This window comes from Rhizobium lusitanum (assembly GCF_014189535.1).
GTDB lineage: Bacteria > Pseudomonadota > Alphaproteobacteria > Rhizobiales > Rhizobiaceae > Rhizobium > Rhizobium lusitanum_C.
The window spans coordinates 2,993,216-3,016,917 of record NZ_CP050308.1 but is presented as its reverse complement, the minus strand read 5'-3'; the positions used below and the strand labels follow the sequence as shown (position 1 = coordinate 3,016,917).

The 23,702-nt window shown below is 59.6% G+C and carries 22 protein-coding genes, 1 tRNA gene and 1 pseudogene; 11 read left to right on the top strand and 13 right to left on the bottom strand.

Annotated features, from left to right (window positions below):
- Positions 1-36 precede the first annotated feature (36 nt).
- The 3 genes from HB780_RS28265 to HB780_RS28255 form a co-directional block, all read right to left on the bottom strand.
- On the bottom strand, positions 37-1,095 hold the full coding sequence (locus HB780_RS28265) for a GSCFA domain-containing protein (protein WP_183691131.1): 1,059 nt from the start codon (positions 1,093-1,095) through the stop codon (positions 37-39).
- Positions 1,092-2,054, bottom strand: a complete 963-nt coding sequence (locus HB780_RS28260) for a WcbI family polysaccharide biosynthesis putative acetyltransferase (protein ID WP_286203194.1) — start codon at positions 2,052-2,054, stop codon at positions 1,092-1,094. Before HB780_RS28260 ends, HB780_RS28265 begins: the two co-directional genes overlap by 4 nt.
- A 313-nt stretch (positions 2,055-2,367) precedes the next feature.
- A complete protein-coding gene (locus HB780_RS28255) occupies positions 2,368-2,793 on the bottom strand; it encodes a winged helix-turn-helix transcriptional regulator (protein ID WP_183691130.1) in 426 nt (141 codons plus the stop codon).
- 110 nt (positions 2,794-2,903) lie between these two features.
- On the opposite strand from HB780_RS28255, the gene HB780_RS28250 reads away from it, so the two are divergent.
- Entirely contained in the window at positions 2,904-4,325 is a 1,422-nt protein-coding gene (locus HB780_RS28250; protein ID WP_183691129.1) for an MFS transporter, read from the top strand.
- Positions 4,326-4,391: 66 nt separating this feature from the next.
- Here HB780_RS28250 and HB780_RS28245 read toward each other — a convergent pair.
- The 3 genes and pseudogenes from HB780_RS28245 to HB780_RS28235 all read right to left on the bottom strand — a co-directional run bounded on the left by HB780_RS28245 (position 4,392) and on the right by HB780_RS28235 (position 8,266).
- Positions 4,392-4,468 (bottom strand) — tRNA-Arg (locus tag HB780_RS28245).
- Between the two features lie 123 nt (positions 4,469-4,591).
- Positions 4,592-6,111 (bottom strand): annotated as a pseudogene (locus HB780_RS28240) (ATP-binding protein).
- A gap of 169 nt (positions 6,112-6,280) precedes the next feature.
- Positions 6,281-8,266 carry a HAMP domain-containing methyl-accepting chemotaxis protein gene (locus tag HB780_RS28235; RefSeq protein WP_183697559.1) on the bottom strand — a complete coding sequence of 662 codons (1,986 nt, stop codon included), beginning with the start codon at positions 8,264-8,266 and terminating at the stop codon, positions 6,281-6,283.
- Positions 8,267-8,693: 427 nt separating this feature from the next.
- Here HB780_RS28235 and rpmH point away from each other — a divergent pair, with 427 nt between their 5' ends.
- The 4 genes from rpmH to yihA all read left to right on the top strand — a co-directional run bounded on the left by rpmH (position 8,694) and on the right by yihA (position 11,836).
- Positions 8,694-8,828 (top strand): 50S ribosomal protein L34, encoded by a 135-nt coding sequence (gene rpmH, locus HB780_RS28230; protein ID WP_046794124.1) that lies wholly within the window; start codon positions 8,694-8,696, stop codon positions 8,826-8,828.
- A gap of 20 nt (positions 8,829-8,848) precedes the next feature.
- On the top strand, positions 8,849-9,250 hold the full coding sequence (gene rnpA, locus HB780_RS28225; RefSeq protein WP_183697556.1) for a ribonuclease P protein component: 402 nt from the start codon (positions 8,849-8,851) through the stop codon (positions 9,248-9,250).
- Positions 9,250-11,052 (top strand): membrane protein insertase YidC, encoded by a 1,803-nt coding sequence (gene yidC, locus HB780_RS28220; RefSeq protein WP_183697553.1) that lies wholly within the window; start codon positions 9,250-9,252, stop codon positions 11,050-11,052. The genes rnpA and yidC overlap by 1 nt, the downstream gene beginning before the upstream one ends.
- 124 nt (positions 11,053-11,176) lie before the next feature.
- Positions 11,177-11,836 (top strand): ribosome biogenesis GTP-binding protein YihA/YsxC, encoded by a 660-nt coding sequence (gene yihA, locus HB780_RS28215; protein WP_183691127.1) that lies wholly within the window; start codon positions 11,177-11,179, stop codon positions 11,834-11,836.
- Between the two features lie 72 nt (positions 11,837-11,908).
- Here yihA and HB780_RS28210 read toward each other — a convergent pair whose 3' ends face one another.
- The 3 genes from HB780_RS28210 to HB780_RS28200 all read right to left on the bottom strand — a co-directional run bounded on the left by HB780_RS28210 (position 11,909) and on the right by HB780_RS28200 (position 13,823).
- The gene (locus tag HB780_RS28210) at positions 11,909-12,466 is read right to left on the bottom strand and encodes a fasciclin domain-containing protein (protein WP_183691125.1); all 558 of its coding nucleotides are present in this window, start codon (positions 12,464-12,466) and stop codon (positions 11,909-11,911) included.
- Positions 12,467-12,576: 110 nt separating this feature from the next.
- A complete protein-coding gene (locus HB780_RS28205) occupies positions 12,577-13,287 on the bottom strand; it encodes an anti-sigma factor (protein WP_183691123.1) in 711 nt (236 codons plus the stop codon).
- Complete coding sequence (locus HB780_RS28200; protein WP_183697549.1) at positions 13,284-13,823, bottom strand: sigma-70 family RNA polymerase sigma factor; 540 nt, start codon at positions 13,821-13,823, stop codon at positions 13,284-13,286. Before HB780_RS28200 ends, HB780_RS28205 begins: the two co-directional genes overlap by 4 nt.
- Positions 13,824-14,004: 181 nt before the next feature.
- Here HB780_RS28200 and argB point away from each other — a divergent pair, with 181 nt between their 5' ends.
- Positions 14,005-14,892 carry an acetylglutamate kinase gene (gene argB, locus HB780_RS28195; protein WP_183691121.1) on the top strand — a complete coding sequence of 296 codons (888 nt, stop codon included), beginning with the start codon at positions 14,005-14,007 and terminating at the stop codon, positions 14,890-14,892.
- Positions 14,893-14,918: 26 nt separating this feature from the next.
- Here the strand turns inward: argB and HB780_RS28190 are convergent, their stop codons facing one another.
- Both HB780_RS28190 and HB780_RS28185 read right to left on the bottom strand, forming a co-directional pair.
- Positions 14,919-15,377 (bottom strand): P-loop nucleotide/nucleoside kinase family protein, encoded by a 459-nt coding sequence (locus tag HB780_RS28190; RefSeq protein WP_183691119.1) that lies wholly within the window; start codon positions 15,375-15,377, stop codon positions 14,919-14,921.
- A 3-nt stretch (positions 15,378-15,380) separates the two neighbouring features.
- On the bottom strand, positions 15,381-16,184 hold the full coding sequence (locus HB780_RS28185; RefSeq protein ID WP_183691117.1) for an isocitrate lyase/PEP mutase family protein: 804 nt from the start codon (positions 16,182-16,184) through the stop codon (positions 15,381-15,383).
- Between the two features lie 222 nt (positions 16,185-16,406).
- Here HB780_RS28185 and HB780_RS28180 point away from each other — a divergent pair, with 222 nt between their 5' ends.
- Together HB780_RS28180 and HB780_RS28175 are read left to right on the top strand one after the other, a co-directional pair.
- A complete protein-coding gene (locus HB780_RS28180; protein WP_183691115.1) occupies positions 16,407-17,111 on the top strand; it encodes a pyrimidine 5'-nucleotidase in 705 nt (234 codons plus the stop codon).
- A gap of 115 nt (positions 17,112-17,226) precedes the next feature.
- Positions 17,227-17,859 carry an EF-hand domain-containing protein gene (locus HB780_RS28175; RefSeq protein WP_183691113.1) on the top strand — a complete coding sequence of 211 codons (633 nt, stop codon included), beginning with the start codon at positions 17,227-17,229 and terminating at the stop codon, positions 17,857-17,859.
- A gap of 66 nt (positions 17,860-17,925) precedes the next feature.
- Here the strand turns inward: HB780_RS28175 and HB780_RS28170 are convergent, their stop codons facing one another.
- On the bottom strand, positions 17,926-18,798 hold the full coding sequence (locus HB780_RS28170) for an LOG family protein (protein ID WP_183691111.1): 873 nt from the start codon (positions 18,796-18,798) through the stop codon (positions 17,926-17,928).
- Between the two features lie 213 nt (positions 18,799-19,011).
- Between HB780_RS28170 and dapD the strand changes: the two genes are divergently transcribed.
- The 3 genes from dapD to HB780_RS28155 all read left to right on the top strand — a co-directional run bounded on the left by dapD (position 19,012) and on the right by HB780_RS28155 (position 21,814).
- Complete coding sequence (gene dapD, locus HB780_RS28165) at positions 19,012-19,869, top strand: 2,3,4,5-tetrahydropyridine-2,6-dicarboxylate N-succinyltransferase (RefSeq protein ID WP_174161124.1); 858 nt, start codon at positions 19,012-19,014, stop codon at positions 19,867-19,869.
- 165 nt (positions 19,870-20,034) lie between these two features.
- Positions 20,035-21,228: a succinyl-diaminopimelate desuccinylase gene (gene dapE, locus HB780_RS28160; protein WP_183691109.1), complete on the top strand. Its 1,194-nt coding sequence runs from the start codon at positions 20,035-20,037 to the stop codon at positions 21,226-21,228.
- A complete protein-coding gene (locus HB780_RS28155) occupies positions 21,215-21,814 on the top strand; it encodes a hypothetical protein (protein WP_183691107.1) in 600 nt (199 codons plus the stop codon). Before dapE ends, HB780_RS28155 begins: the two co-directional genes overlap by 14 nt.
- A 197-nt stretch (positions 21,815-22,011) precedes the next feature.
- Here HB780_RS28155 and mqo read toward each other — a convergent pair whose 3' ends face one another.
- Positions 22,012-23,610, bottom strand: a complete 1,599-nt coding sequence (gene mqo, locus HB780_RS28150) for a malate dehydrogenase (quinone) (protein WP_435693932.1) — start codon at positions 23,608-23,610, stop codon at positions 22,012-22,014.
- Positions 23,611-23,702 lie beyond the last annotated feature (92 nt).

Below are 23,702 nucleotides of genomic sequence, written 5' to 3'. Positions count from 1 at the left end.
ACACCTCCCATGAGCCGGCAACCGGCTCCGGGCGCGTCAGGGACGTAACATCTCGATCTCTCGTTCGTCGCAGACCACGGTTTGATATTCGGTCTCGGGAGGTGGCGGCAGCATCGCGGCTTTGGGCTCGGCTTCCTTGTTGGGCTGCGAGACATAGTTCCTGACGAAGCACCGCATCACATGCGCTACACCGAGATGGTTTACCTCACGATAGTCGTCTTCATAATAGAGGCCGCCGGCATAGCTTCCGGTGATGATCTCGTAGGACGGGAAATAGTCGACCCAGTCAAAACGCGATAGCATCTGCTCTGCCACCACGCGCAGCACGGCTTTGCTATAGGTCGTCGAAACCAGGACGTTCCGGTTTTCATAGGTCGCCACCAGCGGCACCGGGGAAACGGTGAGAAGCACTTTTACGCGAGGATTGACCTCCTTCAATTTCTTCAGGAACAGCGACAGATGACGGTCGACCTCTTCCACGGTGAAATTGACGAATTCATACCGGTCCGGATCGAACGATCCCGCGGTAACCCCCGGCGCAAGAGGAAAGACGGATCCATCCGCCTTCGATCGCCACGATTCCGTCAGCCCCAGCGTGAAAACCAGAACATCGGAATCGAGGAATACCGACCGCACGGCCTTAAGATGTGAACGGCGCGCCTCGATGACGGCCTCCGGGCTTTCATACCCATCAGGCTCGATCTGCGGACGGTAAGGATCGACGAACCTTCCATCCTTGCGCAACCAGGCCTTCTCGGCGGGTTCACGACCCTCGAAGACCTCGTCGAAAAGCTGAAGCAACTGCCGGGCCGTATAGATATTCCCGTAGCGCGCCGAGAAGACGCCGAAATTTCGCTTGGATTTTTCCGCGTCGGACAAATCCTCGCCCTTCTCGGAAATGAAATAATGAAAGCCGATCCGCTGGATCTGACGCGAGATATGCTGCGCGAAACAACTCCCGGCCGTTGCGACTTTAACTTGCCTGTCGATCTTGAATCTCGGATTGACGATCGGATCGAACATATGCGTTTCCACGCGCGCAACGGACCGACGCCACAACTGATAGTCATTGATCGTGGAATATGGATTGCTCATGCATCTGCCTCCGCTATCGCCTGCTTTACGCGGTTGAAACGCGTGAGATAGCCCGGCTCGACCGTGATCTCATCCGTCCCATAGTCTGCGTAGGCTTCGAAACTAAGCTCAATGAGTTTCTCCAGCGAGATGAGCTTGTACTCGCCGAAAACCTTAAACATGTACGAGCCGCGGACCCCGAACAACTCGCCTATTTCGGGATAGACCGGAAGGCAAACGCCATTCACGATTGTGTCGAAAGGCACCAGATCCGTCTTGTTCGTCTCGATGCCGCGATTCCTCAGAAATGTACGAGCGACATCGAGGATAGGGGGAGCCTTGGGATGCCCCAGGCTATGCATGAAACTCTCACCCCGCGTCCAGCGCCTGAAGGGGTTCGTCATATCCATCCCAAAGACAGCGAAGGTGGAGATCAGCCTGTCTCTCGCCGGTTCCCAGCGCGAGAAGAAACCGCTTTGTTCATATATGTCGCGACGAAACAGCCTTCGGGTCTTCTCGACGCTCAATCCCGCCTGGAAGGCTGCGATAATGATCATCGACTGATTGGCGGCCAAAGGCTTGTAGATACGTTCGTTTCGCGCGCAGGCGAAACAAAAATCCGGGTGGTAGGCGTCGAACTCCAGGTTCGGAATCCTGTGCAGATTTTCCACCGATGAAAAATCATAACCCATCAGCTCGGCTATGGGATTTATGATCAGCCTATCGTATTTTGGAATCTTCTCGGCGTAATCCGCCATTTCCCTCTTGAATTGCCAAACATCCACACAATCAAGATCGAAACTGTCACTCAACAACTGCAATGAACGCGCAAGCGCATAAGTATTGCAATTGGAAATCAACAACCAACGCTCCACGGCGCGCCCCCTAAGCACAGGCCTATTTTCAGCAACCTCGCCATCGCCTGCCGGATTTCGAATAAGTAGCCCCAACTTTATTCGAATATTGCGACGTGGAAGCACCAACAGAGAAACCTCCGAGAAAGACGGAGGTCTATTCTCCAGTTATCTGAGCGTTAAGTCATGGAATCTCCAACACCATTTGAGTGCTGAAATGAGTAAACTTGCTATGAGCAAGCAATTCTATACAGATAACGGCGGGCCCAGTCGGCTAGCGCCACATCATTATGGAACGCCTCGTATTTCTGTCGGTGGGGCATGAATTTACCGCTTGAAAATTGAGGCAATCGTAGCCGTGTCTTCCAATCGCACGACAGGAAGACATCGGGTCCAGGCATGTGAGACTTGAAGTTGACCTCGGAGTGCCGAAATCCGATCAGCGATCCCGTTCCCGCGCGTCATAACTGACGCGGGCGGCGATGATTTCCCGCTGGTTATTTTCCGTCCAGTTGACCAGCGACTGGATCGTCTCATGCAAGGTGCAGCCGAGCGACGTCAGCCTGTATTCGACGCGTGGCGGGACCACTGGAAACACCGTGCGTTCGACGATGCCATCACGCTCCAGATGGCGCAGCGTATTGGTCAGCATCCGCTGGCTGATGCCATCGATGCTCCTCTTCAACTCCGTGAACCGCAGCGTGCGTTTTTCAAGCAGGGCAATGACCAGCAGCGACCACTTATCGGCGATCCTGTCGAGGATCTGCCGGACTTCGCAGCCCTCACGCTGATCCCATTGGAGAACATCGTAGTCCCCATCGGTGCTGCAGCAATCACTCGGTGAGTTTGAAGTGCCTTCTTCCATGGCTGTGGAATATGCCTTACCTCAACCATGGTTACAAGAAGTAACTGACAGGCTCCATAGTGATTGACCTGCCATTTCCATACCAAACCATCAAACGTGAGGGCATACCCATGTCGACCTTATCTCACACCTCGAGTTCGCAAGCGCCGATGAGCGCAGGGGCGAGAGGCGCCCTGCTCGTCCTATGCGGAGCGATTTTCCTCGAAGGCATCGATGTCGCGATGCTGAATGTGGCCCTGCCGGCGATCCGCGCCGAATTGGGCCTCTCGACCACGACCCTCAGCGCCGTCGTCAGCTCCTATGTGCTTGGCTATGCCGGCTTCATGCTGCTCGGCGGCCGCGCGGCTGATATCTTTGGCAAGCGGCGGGTATTTCTCTCCGCGCTTGCCGTGTTCATCGCATTCTCCGGTCTCGGGGGCTTCGCCACCGAAGGCTGGATGTTGCTGACGGCGCGTTTCGTCACCGGCGTCGCCTCAGCCTTCATGACGCCGGCCGGCCTTGCGCTGATCATCACGAACTTCCCGGAAGGGCCGCAGCGTAACAAGGCGGTGCTCATTTATGCCGGCACGGCTGCCGGAGGCTTCTCGCTGGGGCTTGTTGCTGGCGGCCTGCTTGCCGCCATCGACTGGCGCTGGGTATTTTTCGCACCGGTCATTCTTGCCAGCCTTATCTTCATCCTGACACCGCGCCTGGTCACCAACGACCATCAAAGGGACCACGGCCAACGTTTCGATATGCTGGGCGCCGTCATCCTCGCAGGCGCGATGTTGTCCGCCGCCTATGGCGTGACACGGCTCGAAAACCCCACGCACGGCCTGGATTGGACGATTTCCGTCTTTGCTGTCAGCGCAATCCTCTGGATTGCCTTTGTCGCCACCCAACTGAAGGTCAAAACGCCGCTGGTGCGCCTCGGGATCCTGCGCACGCCCTCGCTCATCCGCGCCAATCTCGGCGCGCTGTTCTTCGCCGGCTCCTTCTTCGGCTTCCAGTTTCTGGTGTCGCTCTACCTGCAGGAACTGATGGGCTGGACATCGCTGCAGACAAGCCTCGCACTGCTGGCCATCGGCGCCGACGCAATTCTCGCCCCAACCGTGACCCCGTGGCTGGTCAATCGCTTCGGCAATATAAAAGTCATTTTCGGCGGGGTGCTGCTGGCGGCATTTTCCTATGCCTGGTTCCTGCAGGTGAGCCTCGACTGGACCTATGCGGCAATGTTCCCCTCGATGATCCTGCTTGGCTTGGCATTCTCGCTCGCCTACGGCCCGCTGACCATTCTGGCAACGGACGGGATCGGCGAAAGCGAGCAGGGTCTGGCGAGCGGCCTCGTGAACACGGCCTTTCAATTCGGCGCGGCACTCGGGCTGTCGGCAGCAAGCGCCGTCGGCGTCCTGGCGCTCGGCGCGGAAACCGACGCCGACGCTCGCCTAGAAGCCTTGAGATTGGCACTGCTCGTGCCCGTGGCGGCTACGATCATCGGTCTTGCCGTGATCTCGACGGGATTAGGCCCATGGCGAAAGCCTGCTCACGGATAAGCGATACGCGCCGCTTATATCACGGACGTTTTGGAGGCCACTGCATTAATATAGAGGAAAAAGAAGTGGCGCACCCGGAGCGATTCGAACGCCCGACCCCCAGATTCGTAGTCTGGTGCTCTATCCAGCTGAGCTACGGGTGCGTGTCCAAACGGAGTAAACCGTTGGCGTGGCGGTTCTCTAAAGCGTCCTTCGGGGGAATGCAAGTGGGTTTCTGAAAAAGATCGCGATTTTCACAGGAATGGCGGCGAAGAAGCTGAAAAACCTCAGCTTTCGTGGGCGCTGCGGCTACGGTAATCGTCGAGTGAAACCGGGCGGTCCGGTATTTCGATGCGGAACTGCGTGCCGGCGGCAGGTTTTTCCACCAGTGCAATGGTGCCGCCATGGGCAAGCACCAGTTCGCGGGCAATTGCCAGCCCCAGGCCGGTGCCGCCGGAACGCGCGGAGCCACGGAAGGCGGTGAACAGGTTCTCCCGCGCCTTCTGCGGCATACCCGGGCCGGTGTCGTCGACGGTGATGCCGACGACGCTACCGATGCGATGTCCCGAAACCGTGATGCGACGGATGCTGTCGGGCTCCGCATCGCCGAAGGTAACCAGCGCCTGATGGGCGTTGCGGCAGAGATTGTGAATGACGCGGAACAGTTGCTCGCTGTCGGCATCGACAACCAGATCCTGGCTTACCTGCTCGACGAACTCGATGCCGCCATCAGGGTCGATCGCCAGGATATCGCGGACCTCGTCGATCAGCTCATGCAGATGCACCCGCCGGCGCCGCGGTGCTGATTCGGAGGTCTGGCCATAGGACAGGACCTCGGTCGTATAGCCGACGGCGCGGTCGATGGTTCGCAGGAGCTTCGGCGCGAAGCGCTTGACCATGGGGTCGTCGACATCGACCAGCCGGTCCGACATCAGTTGCGCCGCCGACAGGATGTTGCGCATGTCGTGGTTGATCTTCGACACGGCAAGACCGAGGGCGGCGAGGTTCTTCTGCTGCTTCAGCGTCTTTTGCAGTTGCAACTGCATGGCGGCGAGGTGGTGGCCAGCGACGGCGAGCTCGTCGCGCCCTTTGTCCGGCGTAAGCACCCGGCTCGGATCCTCCGGATCGTCGGAATAGGCCTGCATGCTGTCGGTCAGCCGGCGGATCGGACGGATCATCATGCGGTTGATGGCAAAAAGATCAGGGTCGCGGTGAACAGCGAAATCAGGATCGACATCAGCAAGACACTGCCCGAATAGGCGAGCATGGCGTTGCGCAAGCGCGTGTCCTTCAACACCACCTCAATGCCGGTGCCGGCATCGCCGCCGACCGGGCCGAAGACGCGGATAATCCGGTTGCCACCAAACAGCAGTGTGTCCAGCGCATCACGCATTGCGGTCGGCAGGGAGACATTGCTCAGATCATATTGTTCGTCGACGGAAGTCGGCATCTCGGCGGTCGCCAGCAGCCGTGACGTCCCGTCCTTGCGCAGCACGATCGCACGCGTGCCGGTCGCCATCAGCGTTTCTTTCTGAAGCGCGCGAGGCAGTTCGACCGGCTGCAGGCCATCAATGACAGTGGCGGCGGCGGCGGCCGTGCTCAGCCGGTCTTCCAGCCAGCGCAGCCGCATATTGGCGACCGACGGCACGAAGATCAGCACCTCGGCAAGCAGGATGAAGAATACGGTGAGGAGCAGGAGCTTGCCTGACAGGCCGCCGAAAATACCGGTCGGCCGACAGAAACGGGCATGACCACGCGCCTCAGCCTTGTCGGCCGTGCCGATGTTCCTGTCCTGGTCACTATCCATTTCGGCTGTCCCGCTTTTCTGCAAAGCGATCTGATGACGACATATCGAGGATAGATCATAGGGGATTGCGGAGCGTTTTCCAATCGCTTCCGTGACAGGCGACAAGATTGGCCTCAGCAGCAGCGGGAAAGGCGTGCCCGGACGCCTTTCCCGTCACCGTTCTGATGGATCAAAATTCCTGTACCGCCGCCGGACCGCCGCCGAAAGCGCTGGCGATCTTGCCGATCATGCGATGCGCCGGCGATGCCACGGCGCGATGTGTCTCCGGGCGCGCCGATACCGGTGCGGATGCAACATCCGCCTCGACCCTGAAGCGGGCGACAAGGCGAACGAGGCCATCCGCCTCCCCCGAAAGACGGTGGGTGGCGGCCGAGGTTTCCTCGACCATGGCGGCGTTTCGCTGCGTCACCTCGTCCATCTGGTTGACGGCCTTGTTGACCTCGGTCAGGCCGGTCGCCTGCTCGCGAGCAGCCGTCGCGATCGAATGAATGTGATCGTTGATCTTCAAGACGCGCGCCTCGATGGTCGCCAGCGCCTCGCCGGTTGCCTGCACCAGCTTGACGCCTACCTGCACCTCGCTGCCCGATTTGCTGATCAGCGCCTTGATATCCTTGGCAGCCGTGGCCGAGCGCTGCGCCAGCTCGCGCACTTCCTGGGCGACGACGGCGAAACCCTTGCCGGCATCACCGGCGCGGGCAGCCTCCACACCGGCGTTCAGCGCCAGCAGGTTGGTCTGGAAAGCGATCTCGTCGATGACGCTGATGATCTGGCTGATCTCGCCCGACGCCTGCTCGATACGCCCCATGGCGTCGACGGCATTGCGCACGACCGTGCCGGAACGAGCGGCATCTTCCTTGGCTTCCGTCACCATGACGCTCGCCTCCCGCGCCCGCTCGGTCGAGCTTCGCACCACGGCGGTGATCTGGTCGAGCGCCGCGGAAGTCTCTTCCAAAGCGGCGGCCTGCTGCTCGGTGCGCCGCGACAGGTCGTCGCTGGCATGGCCCAGTTCGTTGGTATTGGCGTTGATCGAACCGGTCGTCTCCCGCACTTCGCGCATGGTGTTCTTGAGGGTTGCGAACGTGGCGTTGACGTTCTGCTGCAGCTCGGCGAAGGCGCCCTGGAATTCGCCCCGCATGGTCTGGGTCAGATCGCCATCCGCAAGGCTCGCAATAACGCGGCGAACCTCGCCGACACCAATATCGACACTTGCCAGGAGTTCGTTGATGCCGCCGGCGAAACGGTTGAGATTGACGTCTTCGTAGTCCTTGTCGATGCGGCGGCTGAAATCGCCGGCGGTCGCGGCGGCAACGACGATCGACATGTCGGACTGCAGATCCTCGCTCCTGGCCCGCATCGTCGTTTCCTCGGCATTCATGCGTCGCACGGCCTTGCCGTTCTGCTTGAATATGTCGACGGCGGCGGCCATCTCGCCGATTTCATCCGCGCGCCCGGCGAAGGGAACCTCGACATCGAAATCGCCATCCGCCACTTGCTTGATGGTTTGCGTCACCTTGCGGATCGGGCGGCTCAAATGCACTGCGCCGATATAGCTGCCGAGGCCAGCACCCACGGCGATGCCCAGCATCGTGATGCCGAGCACAGCCCAAAGGACCATTTGATGGAAAGCTTCGATTTCGGCGCCGACCGTCGCGAGCTCGGCCTTGTCTGCCTGAACGACTGTGTCGATCTCGGCCTGGAAGGCCTTGCGATTGGCGCGGTTGGCCTCATTATTACCCTGCTTGCTGGCGGCATCGGGACCATCCGACAGAGCAAGTCTCACGGTTTCAGACCGGAATGTGCGGAATTCCTGGGCTCGATCCTGCAATTTGGCGAATTCCGCCTTCTGTGCTTCGGGAACCATTGGCGACCAGGTGGCAAATGTGCTGTCGATCTCGTCGAGATCCTTCATCAATCCGTCGGCGAAATTCTTGGCGTCCTTGACGGTGGCCGACGCATAGATACCGCGCGCTTCCATGACGACGGCGGTCACGACACGGTTCAGATGCTCGCCCTTATAGGCGCGGCTCGCCGTCTGCTCATAGGCCCGCATCTGCCGCTCATACCGATGCACGGCATAAAGGGCGGTTGCGCCGATCAAAAGGGCGGCACTGGCCATCACACATACAAGCAGATTAATCTTGCCACGAATCTTCAACGACATGCCTCCTGCAAGCGGAAGCCACCCCCTCAAAAACTCGGGCTTTCCGCAATACCCCTAAATATCCACTAAAATTATTAATGTTATATTGCGGCACCCTTAATATAAATTTCAAAACACCTTCGGATACTTAGTATATATCCAGAAATAGCATTCTTAATATTATGAAATGCGAATTTACCGGCTGTCCGGAATCGCAACAACACTACCCGCCGCCAAGACAAAGCCGCGCCTTGCCCAGGAAGCAGGTTTTCAGGAATCTGCGGCGATATAATTGACTTCGGGGGACATGATCCGTATAAGCCCGCGCACGTCCGGTCACGGAGCCTGCATTTGCGGGCCGAGTCCGTTCGTCATAATCAACAGCGCTCCTTGCTTTTAAAGCAAAGCTCAAGAAGGGCCGCACTCCGCGGTGTTCAAATAAATGAAGCGTACTTACCAACCATCCAAGCTTGTTCGCAAGCGTCGTCACGGTTTCCGTGCACGCATGGCAACCGCTGGCGGCCGCAAGGTTCTTTCCGCCCGCCGCGCCCGCGGTCGCAAGCGTCTTTCGGCCTAAGGGCCGGAATGCCCGAGAAGATGGCGGGCGAATTGACGAATGAACGATCCAAAAAGACTGTCGGGCGGCTGAAAAGCCGGCCGCAGTTTCTTGCTGTCCGCCAGGGCGAAAAGCGCAAGGGAAGTCTCTTCCTGATCGAAGTGCTGGACCGCAAGCTCACCGACGCCGAACCCCGCGTCGGTTTTACCGTTACCAAAAAACATGGCAACGCGGTGGAACGCAACCGCATGCGGCGCAGGCTGAAGGAAGCTGTGCGACTTCATGCCGGGTTTGCAATGCAGCCCGGACACGACTATGTGGTTGTCGCGCGGCGCGATGTACTGACCGCACCTTTCGAAAAACTGGCGAGCGAACTCGCCCACCGGATCGAAACCAGGCCGAAACCCCGCCGGCCGGAGACGGACCGCTCCAGGAAAGTATGATGGAAAACAAACGCAATTACTTCATAGCAATTGCCCTGTCTGTGCTGATTGTTCTCGCCTGGCAGTTTTTCTACATGAACCCGCGCCTCGAAGCGCAGCGCAAGGCCGATCAGGCCGCGAAGCTGCAGCAGCAGACGCAGCAGGCCCAGACGACGCAGACCCCAGCCAGCGGCACTGCCGTGGACGGTGCGCTGCCATCGAGCGGCCAGAATGCGCCGACGACGCTGACGCATGATCAATCGGTTGCCAAGTCGGCCTCCTCACGCGTGATCATCGACACGCCCGCGCTGTCCGGCTCCATCAATCTGGAAGGTGCCCGCTTCGACGATCTGCAGCTCAAGGCCTACCATGACACGGTCGACAAGAGCAGCCCGATCATCACGCTGTTCAGCCCGGCCGACACCAAGGACGGCTATTTCACCGAACTCGGCTATGTCGGCAGCGACACGACTGGCGCCGTTCCCGGCCCCTCGACGGTGTGGACGCTTTCGGGTGGCAACAAGCTGACCGACAGCACGCCGGTGACGCTCTCCTACACCAATGACAAGGGCATCACCTTCGCCCGCACGATCTCCGTCGACGAACGCTATATGTTCACGATCACCGACAAGATCGCCAATGCCGGTCAGGCGCCGGTATCGTTGTCGAGCTATGGCCGCGTGACGCGTTACAACAAGCCCACCACGCCGTCGGCATACGTTCTGCATGAAGGCTTCATCGGCGTTATCGGTGACGATGGCCTGATCGAGACCAAGTATACCGCCGCCGAAAAGGAAGCCGTCAATCCCGCGAAAGCGACCGGCGGCTGGCTTGGCATCACCGACAAGTACTGGGCAGCCACGATCGTGCCGCCGCAGTCGGGTGCCTATGACGCGCATTTCTCGCATTTCGCCGATGGCCAGCCGCGCTATCAGGCCGACTACAAGCAAGATGCCATCACCGTCGCCCCCGGCCAGTCGCAGGAGCTGAAGAGCCTCGTCTTCGCCGGCGCCAAGGAAGTGCCGGTCATCGACCGCTACGAGACGAGCTATTCGATCCCGAAATTCGACCGCCTGATCGACTGGGGCTGGTTCTATTTCATCACCAAGCCGATGTTCAAGCTGATGGATTTCTTCTTCCGCTACTTCGGCAATTTCGGCGTCGCCATCCTGTGCACGACCATCGTCGTCAAGGGTCTGTTCTTCCCGCTCGCCAGCAAGCAGTACGCTTCGATGGCGAACATGAAGCGCATGCAGCCGAAGATGGAAGAGCTGAAGGCCAAGTTCGGCGACGACCGCATGGGGCTGCAACAGGCAACCATGCAGCTCTACAAGGAAGAGAAGATCAACCCGATCGCCGGCTGCTGGCCGGTGCTCCTGCAGATCCCGATCTTCTTCTCGCTCTACAAGGTGATCTACATCACCATCGAGATGCGCCATGCGCCGTTCTTCGGCTGGATCCAGGACCTTTCCGCTCCCGATCCGACCTCGATCGTCAATCTCTTCGGCCTGCTGCCGTTCACGGCTCCGACCATCCTGCATCTTGGCGTCTGGCCGCTGATCATGGGCATCACCATGTTCCTGCAGATGCGCATGAACCCGACGCCGCCGGACCCGACCCAGGCGATGATCTTCACCTGGATGCCGCTGGTATTTATGTTCATGCTGGCCAGCTTCCCGGCCGGCCTGGTGATCTACTGGGCGTGGAACAACACGCTCTCGGTGATCCAGCAGTCGATCATCATGAAGCGCCATGGCGTGAAGGTGGAACTCTTCGACAATCTGAAGGGTGTCTTCAAACGAAAACCGGCACCATCGAAATGACGAAAAAAGCCCCGCGAAAGCGGGGCTTTTCTTTGGGGATATAAGCTGACGTCTATCAAAACTTGACTTTCGGCGGCAAAACCCCGAAGCCAGTCAACAATTGAACCGGAAGACCTTAAGCAGCATGGCAGAACAGACGATAAAAGACGACAAGCCGCTTTTCGGCCGCCCGTGGATCTTCATCCGCGGCGTGCCGGCGATGAAGTTCCTGCCGCCGGAAGGGCCTTTGGAAGTGGCTTTTGCCGGACGCTCGAATGTCGGCAAATCGTCGCTGATCAACGCGCTGGTCGGCCATAAGGGCCTGGCACGCACCTCGAACACGCCGGGCCGCACGCAGGAACTCAACTACTTCGTTCCCGACGGTTTTTCCGGCGAGGCCGGCGACTTGCCGCCGATGGCCCTCGTGGATATGCCGGGCTACGGCTATGCCGAAGCCCCGAAGGAACAGGTCGATGCCTGGACGAAGCTGGTGTTCGATTATCTTCGGGGTCGCACGACGCTAAAGCGCGTCTATGTGCTGATCGACAGCCGCCACGGCGTCAAGAAGAACGATGAGGACGTCCTGAACCTGCTCGACAAGGCCGCCGTTTCCTATCAGATCGTGCTGACCAAGACCGACAAGATCAAGGAAGCGGGCCTACCGAAGCTGCTGGCCGATACGGCCGAAAAAATCCGCAAGCGCCCCGCCGCCTATCCCGGGATCCTCGTCACCTCCTCCGAAAAGGGCGAAGGCCTTGAGGACGTGCGCCAAGCGATCAGGCTGACGGTCGGCATCGCGATCTGATTTCCCGATACAAACAATATCAAACCGCCGCCCCTGGCGCCCCAGGAGCGGCGGCTCTTTTACCGAAACTGATTACATTTTCGGCAACAAGACCTTGTCGACCACATGGATCACGCCGTTCGACTGCTTGACGTCGGCGATGGTGATGTGAGCAGTGCCGCCGGCCTCGTCGACCAGCGTCAGCTTGCCGCCCTTCTCCTTGGCCTTGATCACGCAGCCGCCGACCGTTTTCAGGTCGTATTCACCGCCGTTGCTCGTCGACATCTTCTTGATGGCCGCTTCCAGGTCGTCACCGGCCACCACATGGCAGGTCAGGATCTTCGTCAGCGTTGCCTTGTTCTCCGGCTTCAGCAGCGTCTCGACGGTGCCGGGCGGCAGTTTCTTGAAGGCTTCGTTGGTCGGCGCGAAGACGGTGAACGGGCCTTTGCCCTCCAGCGTATCGACAAGGCCGGCAGCCTTGACGGCGGCGACCAGCGTCGTGTGGTCCTTGGAGTTCACGGCATTCTGAATGATGTTCTTGGTGGCGAACATCGGCGCGCCACCGACCATCGGGTCCTTGGCATAGGCGAGGCCGGTCGCGGCCGAGAGCGTTACGGCAACTGCGGCGATGCGGATCACGGTCTTGATCATAGGTCTATCCTCTTCCTCTTTTTGCCCCGATCTTGCGGGGTCAAAGCAAGGTACGGAGACGCTGGAAGAAGAGTTTCAGCCGCAGTTCCTTTTTCGGAAGAAAGACGCTCTCAGGGCAGACGGATCGTTCCGGAGGCGATGACGTTGCCTGTCGGCTTGCCGGTCGGCGAGCCGCCGAAGGGCTCGACGCTGACGGCGATGATCGCGCCTTCCGTTAGCTTGCCGTGAAGCTCCGACGGCAAAACAATCTCGCCCTCGCCGGTCTGCGGCAGGATGCCGAGCGCTTCGGCCGGATCGCTACCGCGAATCAGCCAGAGTTCCAGCGATTTTTCCTGGGGCTGGCCGGCGGCAACCGGTGTCACCCTCAGCAGCCCATTGGTGGCATCATAATTCGCAAGCAAATTGATGGGGCTGTTCTGTCCGGCAAGAGACGCGGTGAGCTGCTTGCCCGGCGATGGCTGCGAGGTGTTGTTGGTGACGGTAAACATCAGGACACCGATGGCGAGAAACAGCGAGCCGAAGGCGACCGAGCGCCAAAGTAGCAGCGAGCCCCAGAGATGAGCGCCGAACGCAGTTTCTCTGAAAACACGCTTCTCGACCTTGGGAAACACTGAGGCCGGCGGCGCGACGATCTCGTAGTCGTCGTTGAATCCCGAAAGATTCTGTTCCCAGCGGCTGACGATCGCTGCGAACTGACGATCGCTGCGCATGCGCCGCTCAACCTTTTGCCGATCCTCCAATGACAGCACGCCGAGCACGTATTCTCCGGCCAGGACTTCATCGCGGGAGCGGCCTCCCTTGCTTTGATCGGACGAACTCATCGGTCCAAGCACTCTCTTAGTCTAATCAGGCTTCGGCGCAGCCAGGTACGCATGGTATTCAAAGGCACCGCATATTGCTCGGCAAGTTCCTGGTAGCTCAGGCCCTCGACATAGGCGCTACGAACAGCTTGAGCCCGACCAGCTTCCAACTCTTCCATGCACCTGTCAATGCGCCTTCCCTCTCCCTTCACGATTGCCTGCTCCTCGGGACCGGGTTCGGTGTCGGCAAGATCATAGGCTAAGTCTATTTCGTCGGCTACGGGTTTTCGGGCGCGGATGGCATCGATCGACTGATTGCGCGCAATCGTCGTCAGCCACGGCATCGCCGGACCTTCCGAGACGAGAAAACGCTCCGCCCGCTGCCAGATTTTCACGTAGACCTCCTGCAAAACCTCCTCGGCATCGGTCTTGTTGCGAAGGATACGCAAACAGACGGCATAGAGTTTCGGGCTGGTCTGCCTGTAAAGTGCGGCAAAGGCTTTCTGGTCGCGCATTGCAACCCTACTGATCAGCGTCTCTATCTCCTCATTCGCCATCCGCCCCCCAATCATGGTTCCCTCCGTGCATCTTTAAGGGAAAGATACCGGGCGGCAAGCTCGCTTAAAGGATGAAACCGGGCGTGGGCGAGGTGACGTAATAAAAACTAATCTTGTCATCATTATTCCCTCTGTCAAAAACTTGAGATAAAAGGCCGCGAACCATTTCACGGGGTGCCCCATGTCCGAAGCCGAAAGCGAACTCCAGGCCAGCCTGCTTGCCAAGGCCCTGCCCTACATGCAGCGTTATGAAAACAAGACCATCGTGGTCAAATACGGTGGCCATGCCATGGGCAATGCCGAGCTCGGCAAAGCGTTTGCGGCCGATATCGCGCTCCTGAAGCAGTCGGGCGTCAATCCAATCGTGGTGCACGGCGGCGGCCCGCAGATCGGCGCCATGCTGACCAAGATGGGCATCGAATCGAAATTCGAAGGCGGCCTGCGCGTCACCGACCAAAAGACGGTCGAGATCGTCGAAATGGTGCTCGCCGGCTCGATCAACAAGGAAATCGTCGCGCTGATCAACCAGACCGGCGAATGGGCGATCGGCCTTTGCGGCAAGGACGGCAACATGGTCTTCGCCGAAAAGGCGCACAAGACCTTCAAGGATCCGGACTCCAACATCGAGCGCGTGCTCGATCTCGGCTTCGTCGGCGAAGTGGTCGAAGTCGACCGTACCCTGCTCGACCTGCTAGCCAAGTCGGAAATGATCCCCGTTATCGCTCCGGTCGCTCCCGGCCGCGACGGCGCCACCTATAACATCAATGCCGACACCTTTGCGGGCGCCATCGCCGGCGCGCTCAGCGCCACCCGCCTGCTCTTCCTCACCGACGTTCCGGGCGTGCTCGACAAGCAGGGCCAGCTGATCAAGGAACTCTCCGTCGCCCAGGCGCGTGCGCTGATCGCAGACGGCACGATTTCCGGCGGCATGATCCCGAAGGTCGAGACCTGCATCGACGCCATCAAGGCGGGTGTCCAGGGCGTCGTCATCCTCAACGGCAAGACCGCCCATTCCGTACTGCTCGAAATCTTCACCGAGCACGGCGCCGGCACGCTGATCATCCCCTGATAGGAGCTGAGCGCTCCGCGCCGGCGCTACCGATATATGGAAGCCTGCTCCTCCGGTAGCGGCCTCTCAAGCCACGTGGCGCACAATTCGAGGTGCTCCCGCGTTACAGAAAACGTGTCGGGCGGCAAGTCCTGGTTACGCGCCTCGAGACGGTTAACCAGTTCCTCAAAAGGCGGATCCAGGAAGATTAGTTGGGCCTCGGCGCCTGCCTTTGACGCCAGCGTTCGTGCGTCGTCTCGCTCTACTCGACGGAAGAATCCAAATTCCAAGACCACGTCGCGCCCCAGACGAAGAACCCTATCGGCCAACTCCAACTGCAATTGCTGTACCGCACGTCGTCTGTCGGCATCGTAGCCGTCTCTAACAACTCGCGCCATCCATACGTCTGGAGACAGCAGCAATGCAGGGCATTCCTGCTCAAGACGTTTGCCAATTGTTGTCTTACCCGCCCCTGGCAGCCCCATTAACATGTATAATGTTGCCATACATTATCCTTCGATGGCACTTGCATCTCCGTCTCGGCGGCCCTGCTCATAAACGGCTTCTGCCTCGCTCTTCAGCATGCCCATGACTGTGCGATAGGGAGCTGGACCATAACTGATGCGGCTGACGCCGAGGCTTGCCATTGTGTCATTGTCGGGCGTCGTCGCGCGCACCATGATATTGACGGGCAGCGACGAGCGATCGCAAAGGGCCTTGATCAGCTCCGCATCGACAAGACCCGGCGCGAAGAAGCCGCTGGCGCCGGCCTCGGCAAAGGCATCGGCGCGGCGATAGGCTTCATCGAGCAGCAGCTGGTGATGCGCCGTATCGCTTTCCTGCAGGAACAGATCGGTACGGGCGTTGATGAAGAACGGTATTTCCCGTCGGGTAGCCATCTCGCGGATAGCACGGATGCGGGGTACCTGCGTCTCGATCGGGTGAACGCCGCGGCCGCCGATCACCTGATCCTCGAAATTGATGCCGATGGCGCCGTGATCCATGATCTTTTCGACATTGGTGGCAACAGCATCCGGCTCCACGGCATAGCCGCCCTCGAAATCGACGGAGACCGGCAGAGGGCTCGTCACCGAAATCAGGCGGGTGATGACCGCCAGCAGCGACAGCGGAACGGCTTCGCCATCACCGAAGCCATTGGCAGCCGCGACCGACCAACTTCCCGTCGCCAGCGCCTTGGCGCCCGCTTCGGTCACTGCCTTGGCCGAACCGGCATCCCATATATTGAAGAGGACCAACGGATCGCCCTTGCGATGTAACCGGGCGAACTCTTCTGCCTTTTCAACCTGACTCATTATATCCCCCTCCGCAAAAGCCCAACCGGGCAGATTCCGTGCGCTGCGTCCAAAGAAGCTCCAGGCTCCTCCTCAACCAGGAAACTAGTGCAAAACCCCGGAATTCAACCAGCGAAACCATAGCCTGCATTGTAACTATCGGCAACGTCCCCACCATTTCCCGCATATGCAGCGGGCATATTTTGCTTTTCCTCAGGCAATGCCGCATGCCATAACGCCGTCATGACCCAGACAAAAACACAGCCCCGTCCCGCCGATTTCTCCGATATCCGAGACTGGGTGTTCGACCTCGACAATACGCTCTATCCGCATCATGTCGATCTGTTCGCGCAGATCGACAAGAACATGACGGCCTATGTTTCGACGCTCCTGCAGATGGAGCGGGACGAGGCGCGGAAGCTGCAGAAACAATATTATCTCGAGCACGGCACGACATTGCAGGGGCTGATGATCCATCATCGCATCGACCCCAATGACTTCCTGGAGAAGGCGCATGCGATCGACTATTCGGCGCTGATGCCGCAGCCGGAACTGGCCGCCGCCATCAAGGCGCTGCCGGGACGCAAGTTCATCTTCACCAATGGCAGCGTCAGCCATGCGCAGGCTACAGCCGGAGCGCTCGGCATTCTCGATCACTTCGACGATATCTTCGACATTGTCGCCGCCGATTACGTGCCGAAACCGGCCGGCAGCACCTATGACAAATTCATGAGCCTCAACCGGGTGGATACGAAGAGAGCCGCCATGTTCGAGGACCTACCGCGCAATCTCACCGTGCCCAAAGCGCTCGGCATGAAAACGGTCCTGCTCGTGCCGCAGAACCTTGAGGGCACCATCGTCGAATGGTGGGAAAAGACCACCGGCGAAGACGAACATATCGACTACGTGACCGACGACCTCACGGCCTTCCTCAAAACTTTGGTTTGAGGATTCATTAGGATCGGGTTACGAAAGTTTCATCCGCCTTACAGATGTTTAATTGGTCGTTTCTGACCGCCAGCCGTATCGTTTGACCAGTCCTCGACACGAAAGGAAAAAAACGATGAACGGGAAAAAACTTCTTCTGGCGGGCCTTTCCGCAGCCCTTCTGGTCGGCGCTGCCGCGCAGGGCAGCTTTGCCGCACAACGCGGCCACGACGGCAGAGATGGTCGAGATGGTCGAGATGGTCCGCGCTTTTCGCCGGAAATCGCCTATGTGCGCCTGCTGAAGCAGTTCGGCCAGCCCGGCGACACGAAGATCACCAAGGACGAAGTCAAGGCCGGCGTCGACAAGATCTTCGATCAGATCGACACCAACCACGATGGCGAGATCACCCCCGGCGAAGTGCGCGCCTATCGTCAGGAGCGCTTCAAGGAATGGAAGGCTGCACACACCAAGGGCAATGACAGCCAGGCCAACAACCAGACCCAGAACGATCAGACCAAAGGCGACCAGGCTCAGAACGATGACAAGGGTGACAATGGCCCACGCCGTCACGGGCATCACGGCCGCTTCATGCATGAAGCCGGACTTATGCGCGGGATGATGCTGTTCCACCGCATCGACAAGGACGAAAACGGTCAGATCAGCAAACAGGAAGCCGAAGACGCCGCCAACAAGTTCTTCGACCGCATGGACCGCAACCATGACGGCGTGATCTCGCTGGACGACATGCCGGACCGCCCGCTGCTGTAAATCAATCGATAGACACAATCCTATCCAAAGACCCGCCGTCGCGTCGCAACGGCGGGTCTTTGCTTGTCAGTGTCCGTTGTCGTGCTCGTAGAAATCCGAGACGATCTTCCACGCGTCCTCGGCCGTGTCGACAAAGCTGATCAGCTTGACGTCGTCGGGGGCAATGGTGCCGAAGTCGGCGAGCGCATCGAAGTTGATGATCTCGCGCCAGAATTTTTCGCCGAACAGGATCAGCGGCAGGCGCTCCATGCGGCCGGTCTGGATCAGCGTCAGGCATTCAAACAGTTCGTCCAGCGTGCCGAAACCGCCCGGAAATACCGCGATCGCCTTGGCGCGTACCATGAAATGCATCTTGCGGATCGCAAAATAGTGGAAATTGAAGCTGAGCTCCGGCGTCACATAGACGTTCGGCGCCTGCTCGTGCGGCAGCACGATGTTGAGGCCGATCGAGGGTGCCCCCTCCTCCGAAGCCCCACGATTGCCGGCTTCCATGACGCCAGGGCCGCCGCCGGTGACCACGACATATTCGTGGAAATCGAAGCCGGCGGAATAACGCGAGCATAGACGCGCGAATTTGCGCGCTTCTTCGTAATAGACGGAGGCTGCTTCGAGATTGGCCCGCTGTACCTCGTTGCGCGCCGCCCAGGCACTGGCGCCCGGCGCCGGAATGCGTGCGCCGCCGAACATCACCACCGTCGATTTGATGCCGCGCTCGGTGAGAGACATTTCGGTCTTCAGCAATTCGAGCTGAAGGCGGATAGGCCGCAACTCCTCACGGCAGAGAAAATCCTCGTCGGCGTAGGCGAGACGGTAGGAAGGCGACATCGACTGCGGTGTCTTCGGAACGGATTCAGCCCGCTGCTTGTCGGCCGAACTCGTCTTCAAGGGATCCCAAACCCCGTCCTTGCGCGTCAGCCTGCCGTTCTTCGCCTTGCTCATTTCCAATGCCTTTCGATCGATCCTTCAAGGGCCGCCATACACCGCAGCGCGAGCAGCCAAGTATCGCATATGCCCCTCTAACGCCTTGAATCCAAGCTTAATCCGCACCGAAAAATCATTCCATTTTTCGGGCCCATGCTGTAGGACCAATCGACCGTATTTGCGGACACCCCTCCGATCGCAACGATAGCCATTGAAGTTTAAGGAATTCTCATGAGCGCCACCGATCTCGCCTCTCTCGAAAACGCCATCGAGGCGGCCTTTGAAAATCGCGACAATGTGAACGTCTCGACACGCGGCGAAGTTCGCGACGCCGTGGAAACGGCGCTGAACCTGCTCGACAGCGGCAAGGTGCGCGTGGCCGAGCGTGGTTCCGACGGCAACTGGACCGTCAATCAGTGGCTCAAGAAAGCCGTGCTGCTCTCCTTCCGCCTGAACGACATGCAGATCGTCGACGGCGGCCCCGGCGGCTCGACCTGGTGGGACAAGGTGCCGTCGAAGTTCGAGGGCTGGGGCGAGAACCGCTTCCGCGAGGCAGGCTTCCGCGCCGTGCCGAACGCCGTCGTCCGCCGCTCGGCCTACATCGCCCCGAACGCCATCCTGATGCCGTCCTTCGTCAATCTCGGCGCCTATGTCGGCGAAGGCACCATGGTCGACACATGGGCGACCGTTGGCTCCTGCGCGCAGATCGGCAAGCATGTGCATCTCTCGGGCGGCGTCGGCATCGGCGGCGTGCTGGAACCGATGCAGGCCGGCCCGACGATCATCGAGGATAATTGCTTCATCGGCGCACGCTCCGAGGTGGTCGAAGGCTGCATCATCCGCGAAGGCTCGGTGCTCGGCATGGGCGTCTTCATCGGCAAGTCGACCAAGATCGTCGACCGCGCCACCGGCGAGATCACCTATGGTGAAGTACCGCCCTACTCCGTCGTCGTCGCCGGCGCGCTGCCGAACGGCAACATCATGGCGAACGGCCAGCCGGCTCCAAGCCTCTATTGTGCCGTCATCGTCAAGCGCGTCGATGAAAAGACCCGCTCCAAGACCGGCATCAACGAGCTGCTGCGCGATTAATGGTTCCGGGAGCGCACTTTCCGGGTCGCGCTCCCCTTTCCTGGTTGGCTAACAGCCCCATATGATCTGCTGGAACTACGGCGGAAATCTTCGGACAATAATCGCCCACCAGTTGCCATCGCCTCGCCATCGCCTTGCCATCTCTCCCCGGATAAATAGCCTCCGATGACCGCCACCGATCCCGTCGCCAATCTGCAAACCCTGATCCGCTGCGCTTCCGTGACGCCGGCAGAAGGCGGTGCGCTCACCGCGCTCGCCGATATGCTGCTGCCGCTCGGCTTCAAGGTCGAGCGCATGACGGCCAGCGAGCCGGGCACGCCCGATATCGAGAACCTCTATGCCCGTCTCGGCACCGAGGGGCCGCATCTGATGTTCGCCGGCCATACGGACGTCGTTCCGGTCGGCGACGCCGCCTCTTGGAGCCATCCACCCTTTGCCGCCGATATCGCTGGTGGAGAACTCTTCGGCCGCGGCGCGGTCGACATGAAGGGCGGCATCGCCTGTTTTGCCGCCGCTATCGCCCGCCATATCGAGAAGCATGGGCCACCTGCCGGCTCCATCTCCTTCCTGATCACTGGCGACGAGGAAGGCCCTGCCATCAACGGCACGGTCAAGCTGCTGCAATGGGCAGTCGAACGCGGCGAGCGTTGGGACGCCTCCCTCGTCGGCGAACCCACCAATCCGGATCAGCTCGGCGACATGATCAAGATCGGCCGTCGCGGCTCGATCTCCGGTTTCATCACCGTTCACGGCGTACAGGGCCATGCTGCCTATCCGCATCTCGCCGACAATCCGGTGCGCAGCATCATCAAATTGACCGAAGCGCTGCTCGATCCGCCCTTCGACGCCGGCACCGACAATTTCCAGCCGTCGAACCTCGAGGTGACGACGATCGATGTCGGCAACGCCGCCACAAACGTCATCCCCGCCAAGGCGACCGCTGCCTTCAACATCCGCTTCAACGATACATGGACCGTCGAGACCCTGAGGGCGGAGATCCTCGCACGTCTCGATGCCGCTTCGGCCGACCAGACGCTTCGCCCCGGTCGTGAGCCGACTAAATATGATATCGTCTGGTCCGAACGCCCGAGCCAGGTCTTTCTTACGCGCAACAACGCGCTGATCGCCTCGCTCTCCTCAGCGGTCGAAAACGTCACCGGCAACACGCCGAAGCTTTCGACGACCGGTGGCACCTCGGACGCGCGTTACATCAAGGACTATTGCCCCGTGGTGGAATTCGGCCTTGTCGGCCAGACCATGCACATGGTCGACGAGCGGGTGGCACTGGCGGATCTCGAAACGCTGACCGAGATCTACGAGACTTTCATCCAGCGCTGGTTTGCGAATGCCGAGTTTTAAGGAAGTCCAATATTATCTGGCAGGCCTTTGGCTTCTGCTACGCATGGACGCGCGCGGCTTCCAATATCTCGACATATCGGACCGTGGCATGCTGCGCTCCTTCTGGGCGATCCTCTGGAGCCTGCCGCCGATCGGCATTTCCTGGCTCTGGTGGCAGCAGGCCTATCTTAGCGCTATGCCGCCGGAAACCTCCACCGGCATGGCCTTCTTCCTTCGCCTGGCGCTGGTCGAGGCGGCAAGCTGGCTGACGCCGCTGGTTCTCGCCGGCGTGCTACTGATGATCTTTCGCTTCGGCGACAAATTCGCGCCAGTCGTCGTTGTCGTCAACTGGCTCGGCCTGCCGATCTCCTATCTTAATGCCTTGCTGATCGCGCTGCTCGCCTTCATCCCCGGCTCCAGTGGGCTGGTAAGCTTCCTGTTGCTCGCGCTGATAATGGTGATCGTCTTTTCGCTCGCCCGCATGCTGAGGATGATCTGCGGCACGCATCCGCTCTTCAACGGTACCCTGACGCTGGTGCTGCTCATTCCGAACATGCTGCTGACCGACTTCCTCCAGCGCTTCCTCGACATCTATCCACCGGGCTAGATATCTGATCCCGGCATTTGATGGCGCATCGTTCACGTTGGAACGGAGAGATGCGCTGTGACCGGATTTTTCACGACCATAAAAGCAGTGCGCCGAGCGATATAACAAATGAAAAGAGCCGTAGCGCTCTTTCGAAGCGCTACGGCGTTGCGACCTGGTTCCACGGACGTCTCAGAGCCGATCGTGCCGGAGCACAATCAGAGCGCCATATCCGGAACATGCTGGACTGCACCCTTCGGAGCGCTCGTCCCATCAGGCTTTGCAAGCGCGGACGTATCGATGACCGGTGAAGCGATCACCAGTTGCAGCCGATCGGCCGTGGCGGCCCATTCCTCGGCAAGTGCCTGCGGGGTCTCGTTCAGTTTCACGCCGTAGCTCGGAACGATCTTGTGGATCTTTTCCTGCCATTCGGCCGTCGCGAGCCGCTCGGCGAATACCTTCTTGAGCAGATCGAGCATGATCGGTGGCGCAGTGGAAGCCCCAGGCGAAGCGCCGAGCAGTGCGGCAATGCTGCCGTCCTTCGATGCAACGATTTCGGTTCCGAGCTTCAGGACGCCACCTTTTTCTTCGTCGCGCTTGATGATCTGAACACGCTGACCAGCCTGCCACAGACGCCAATCCTCGGCCTTGGCATGCGGGAAATATTCACGCAGCGCCGCCAGACGGTCCTCATCGGATAGCATCAGCTGACCTGCCAGATATTCGACGAGGCTGAACTCATCCAAAGCCACCCGGATCATCGGCCAGATATTGTCGAGCGTCACCGAGGCAGGCAGGTCGAGGAAGGATCCCTCCTTCAGGAATTTTGTGGAGAAGGTGGCGAACGGTCCGAACAGGATCACGCGCTTTCCATCCAGCACGCGCGTGTCGAGATGCGGCACGGACATGGGCGGTGCACCGGTTGAAGCCTGGCCATAGGCCTTTGCCAGATGCAGGCTTGTCACATCGGGATTGTCGCAGACGAGGAACGAGCCGCCGACGGGGAAGCCGGCATAATCGTCGCCTTCGGGAATGCCCGACATCTGGAGCAACGGTAGCGCCGCGCCGCCGGCACCGAGGAACAGGAACTTGGCGTTGATCGTACCCTTGTTTGAGCCGTCTTTGGTATCCGTATAGGTGACGCGCCAGGTGCCGTCTTCGTTGCGCGTAATCTCCTGCACTTCCGAAGAGGTGTGCAGCTTGAAGGTCGACTGGCTCTTGAGATGCGCGACATATTGGCGGGTGATTTCGCCGAAATTCACGTCGGTTCCCAGCGGGCACCATGTGGCTGCGATGTTCTGCGAACGATCGCGCCCTTCCATCATCAGCGGAACCCATTTCGCGATCTCATCGTGATCGCGCGAGAACTTCATGCCGGAAAACAGTGGGCTCGCCTTCAGCGCCTGGTGACGCTTTTCCAGGAAGTCCGTATTCTTGTCGCCCCAGACAAAGCTCATATGGGGTGTCGAATTGATGAAGGAACGCGGGTTTTTCAGGACACCCACATCCACCTGATGGGAGAAGAACTGGCGGGAGATCTGGAAGGATTCGTTGATCTCGACCGCCTTGCTGATATGGACGACGCCGTTCTCGTCCTGGGGCGTGTAGTTGAGTTCGGCTAGAGCCGAATGGCCGGTCCCGGCATTGTTCCAGCCGTTGGAGCTTTCCAACGCGACATCGTCAAGCCGCTCGATCATTTCGATCGTCCAGGAAGGCTCGAGCTCGGTCAGGAGAACACCGAGCGTCGCGCTCATGATGCCACCGCCGACGAGGAGAACATCCACTGCCCTCTCGGCAGGGGCAGCCCAGCTGGGCAGTGCGGGAAGGCTGAAAGCAGCGGCGCTGGCGGCTGCGGATCCAGAAGTTGCCGCCGGCTCATCTCAATGGTGGGAGAGCGTTCGGCGCGCGT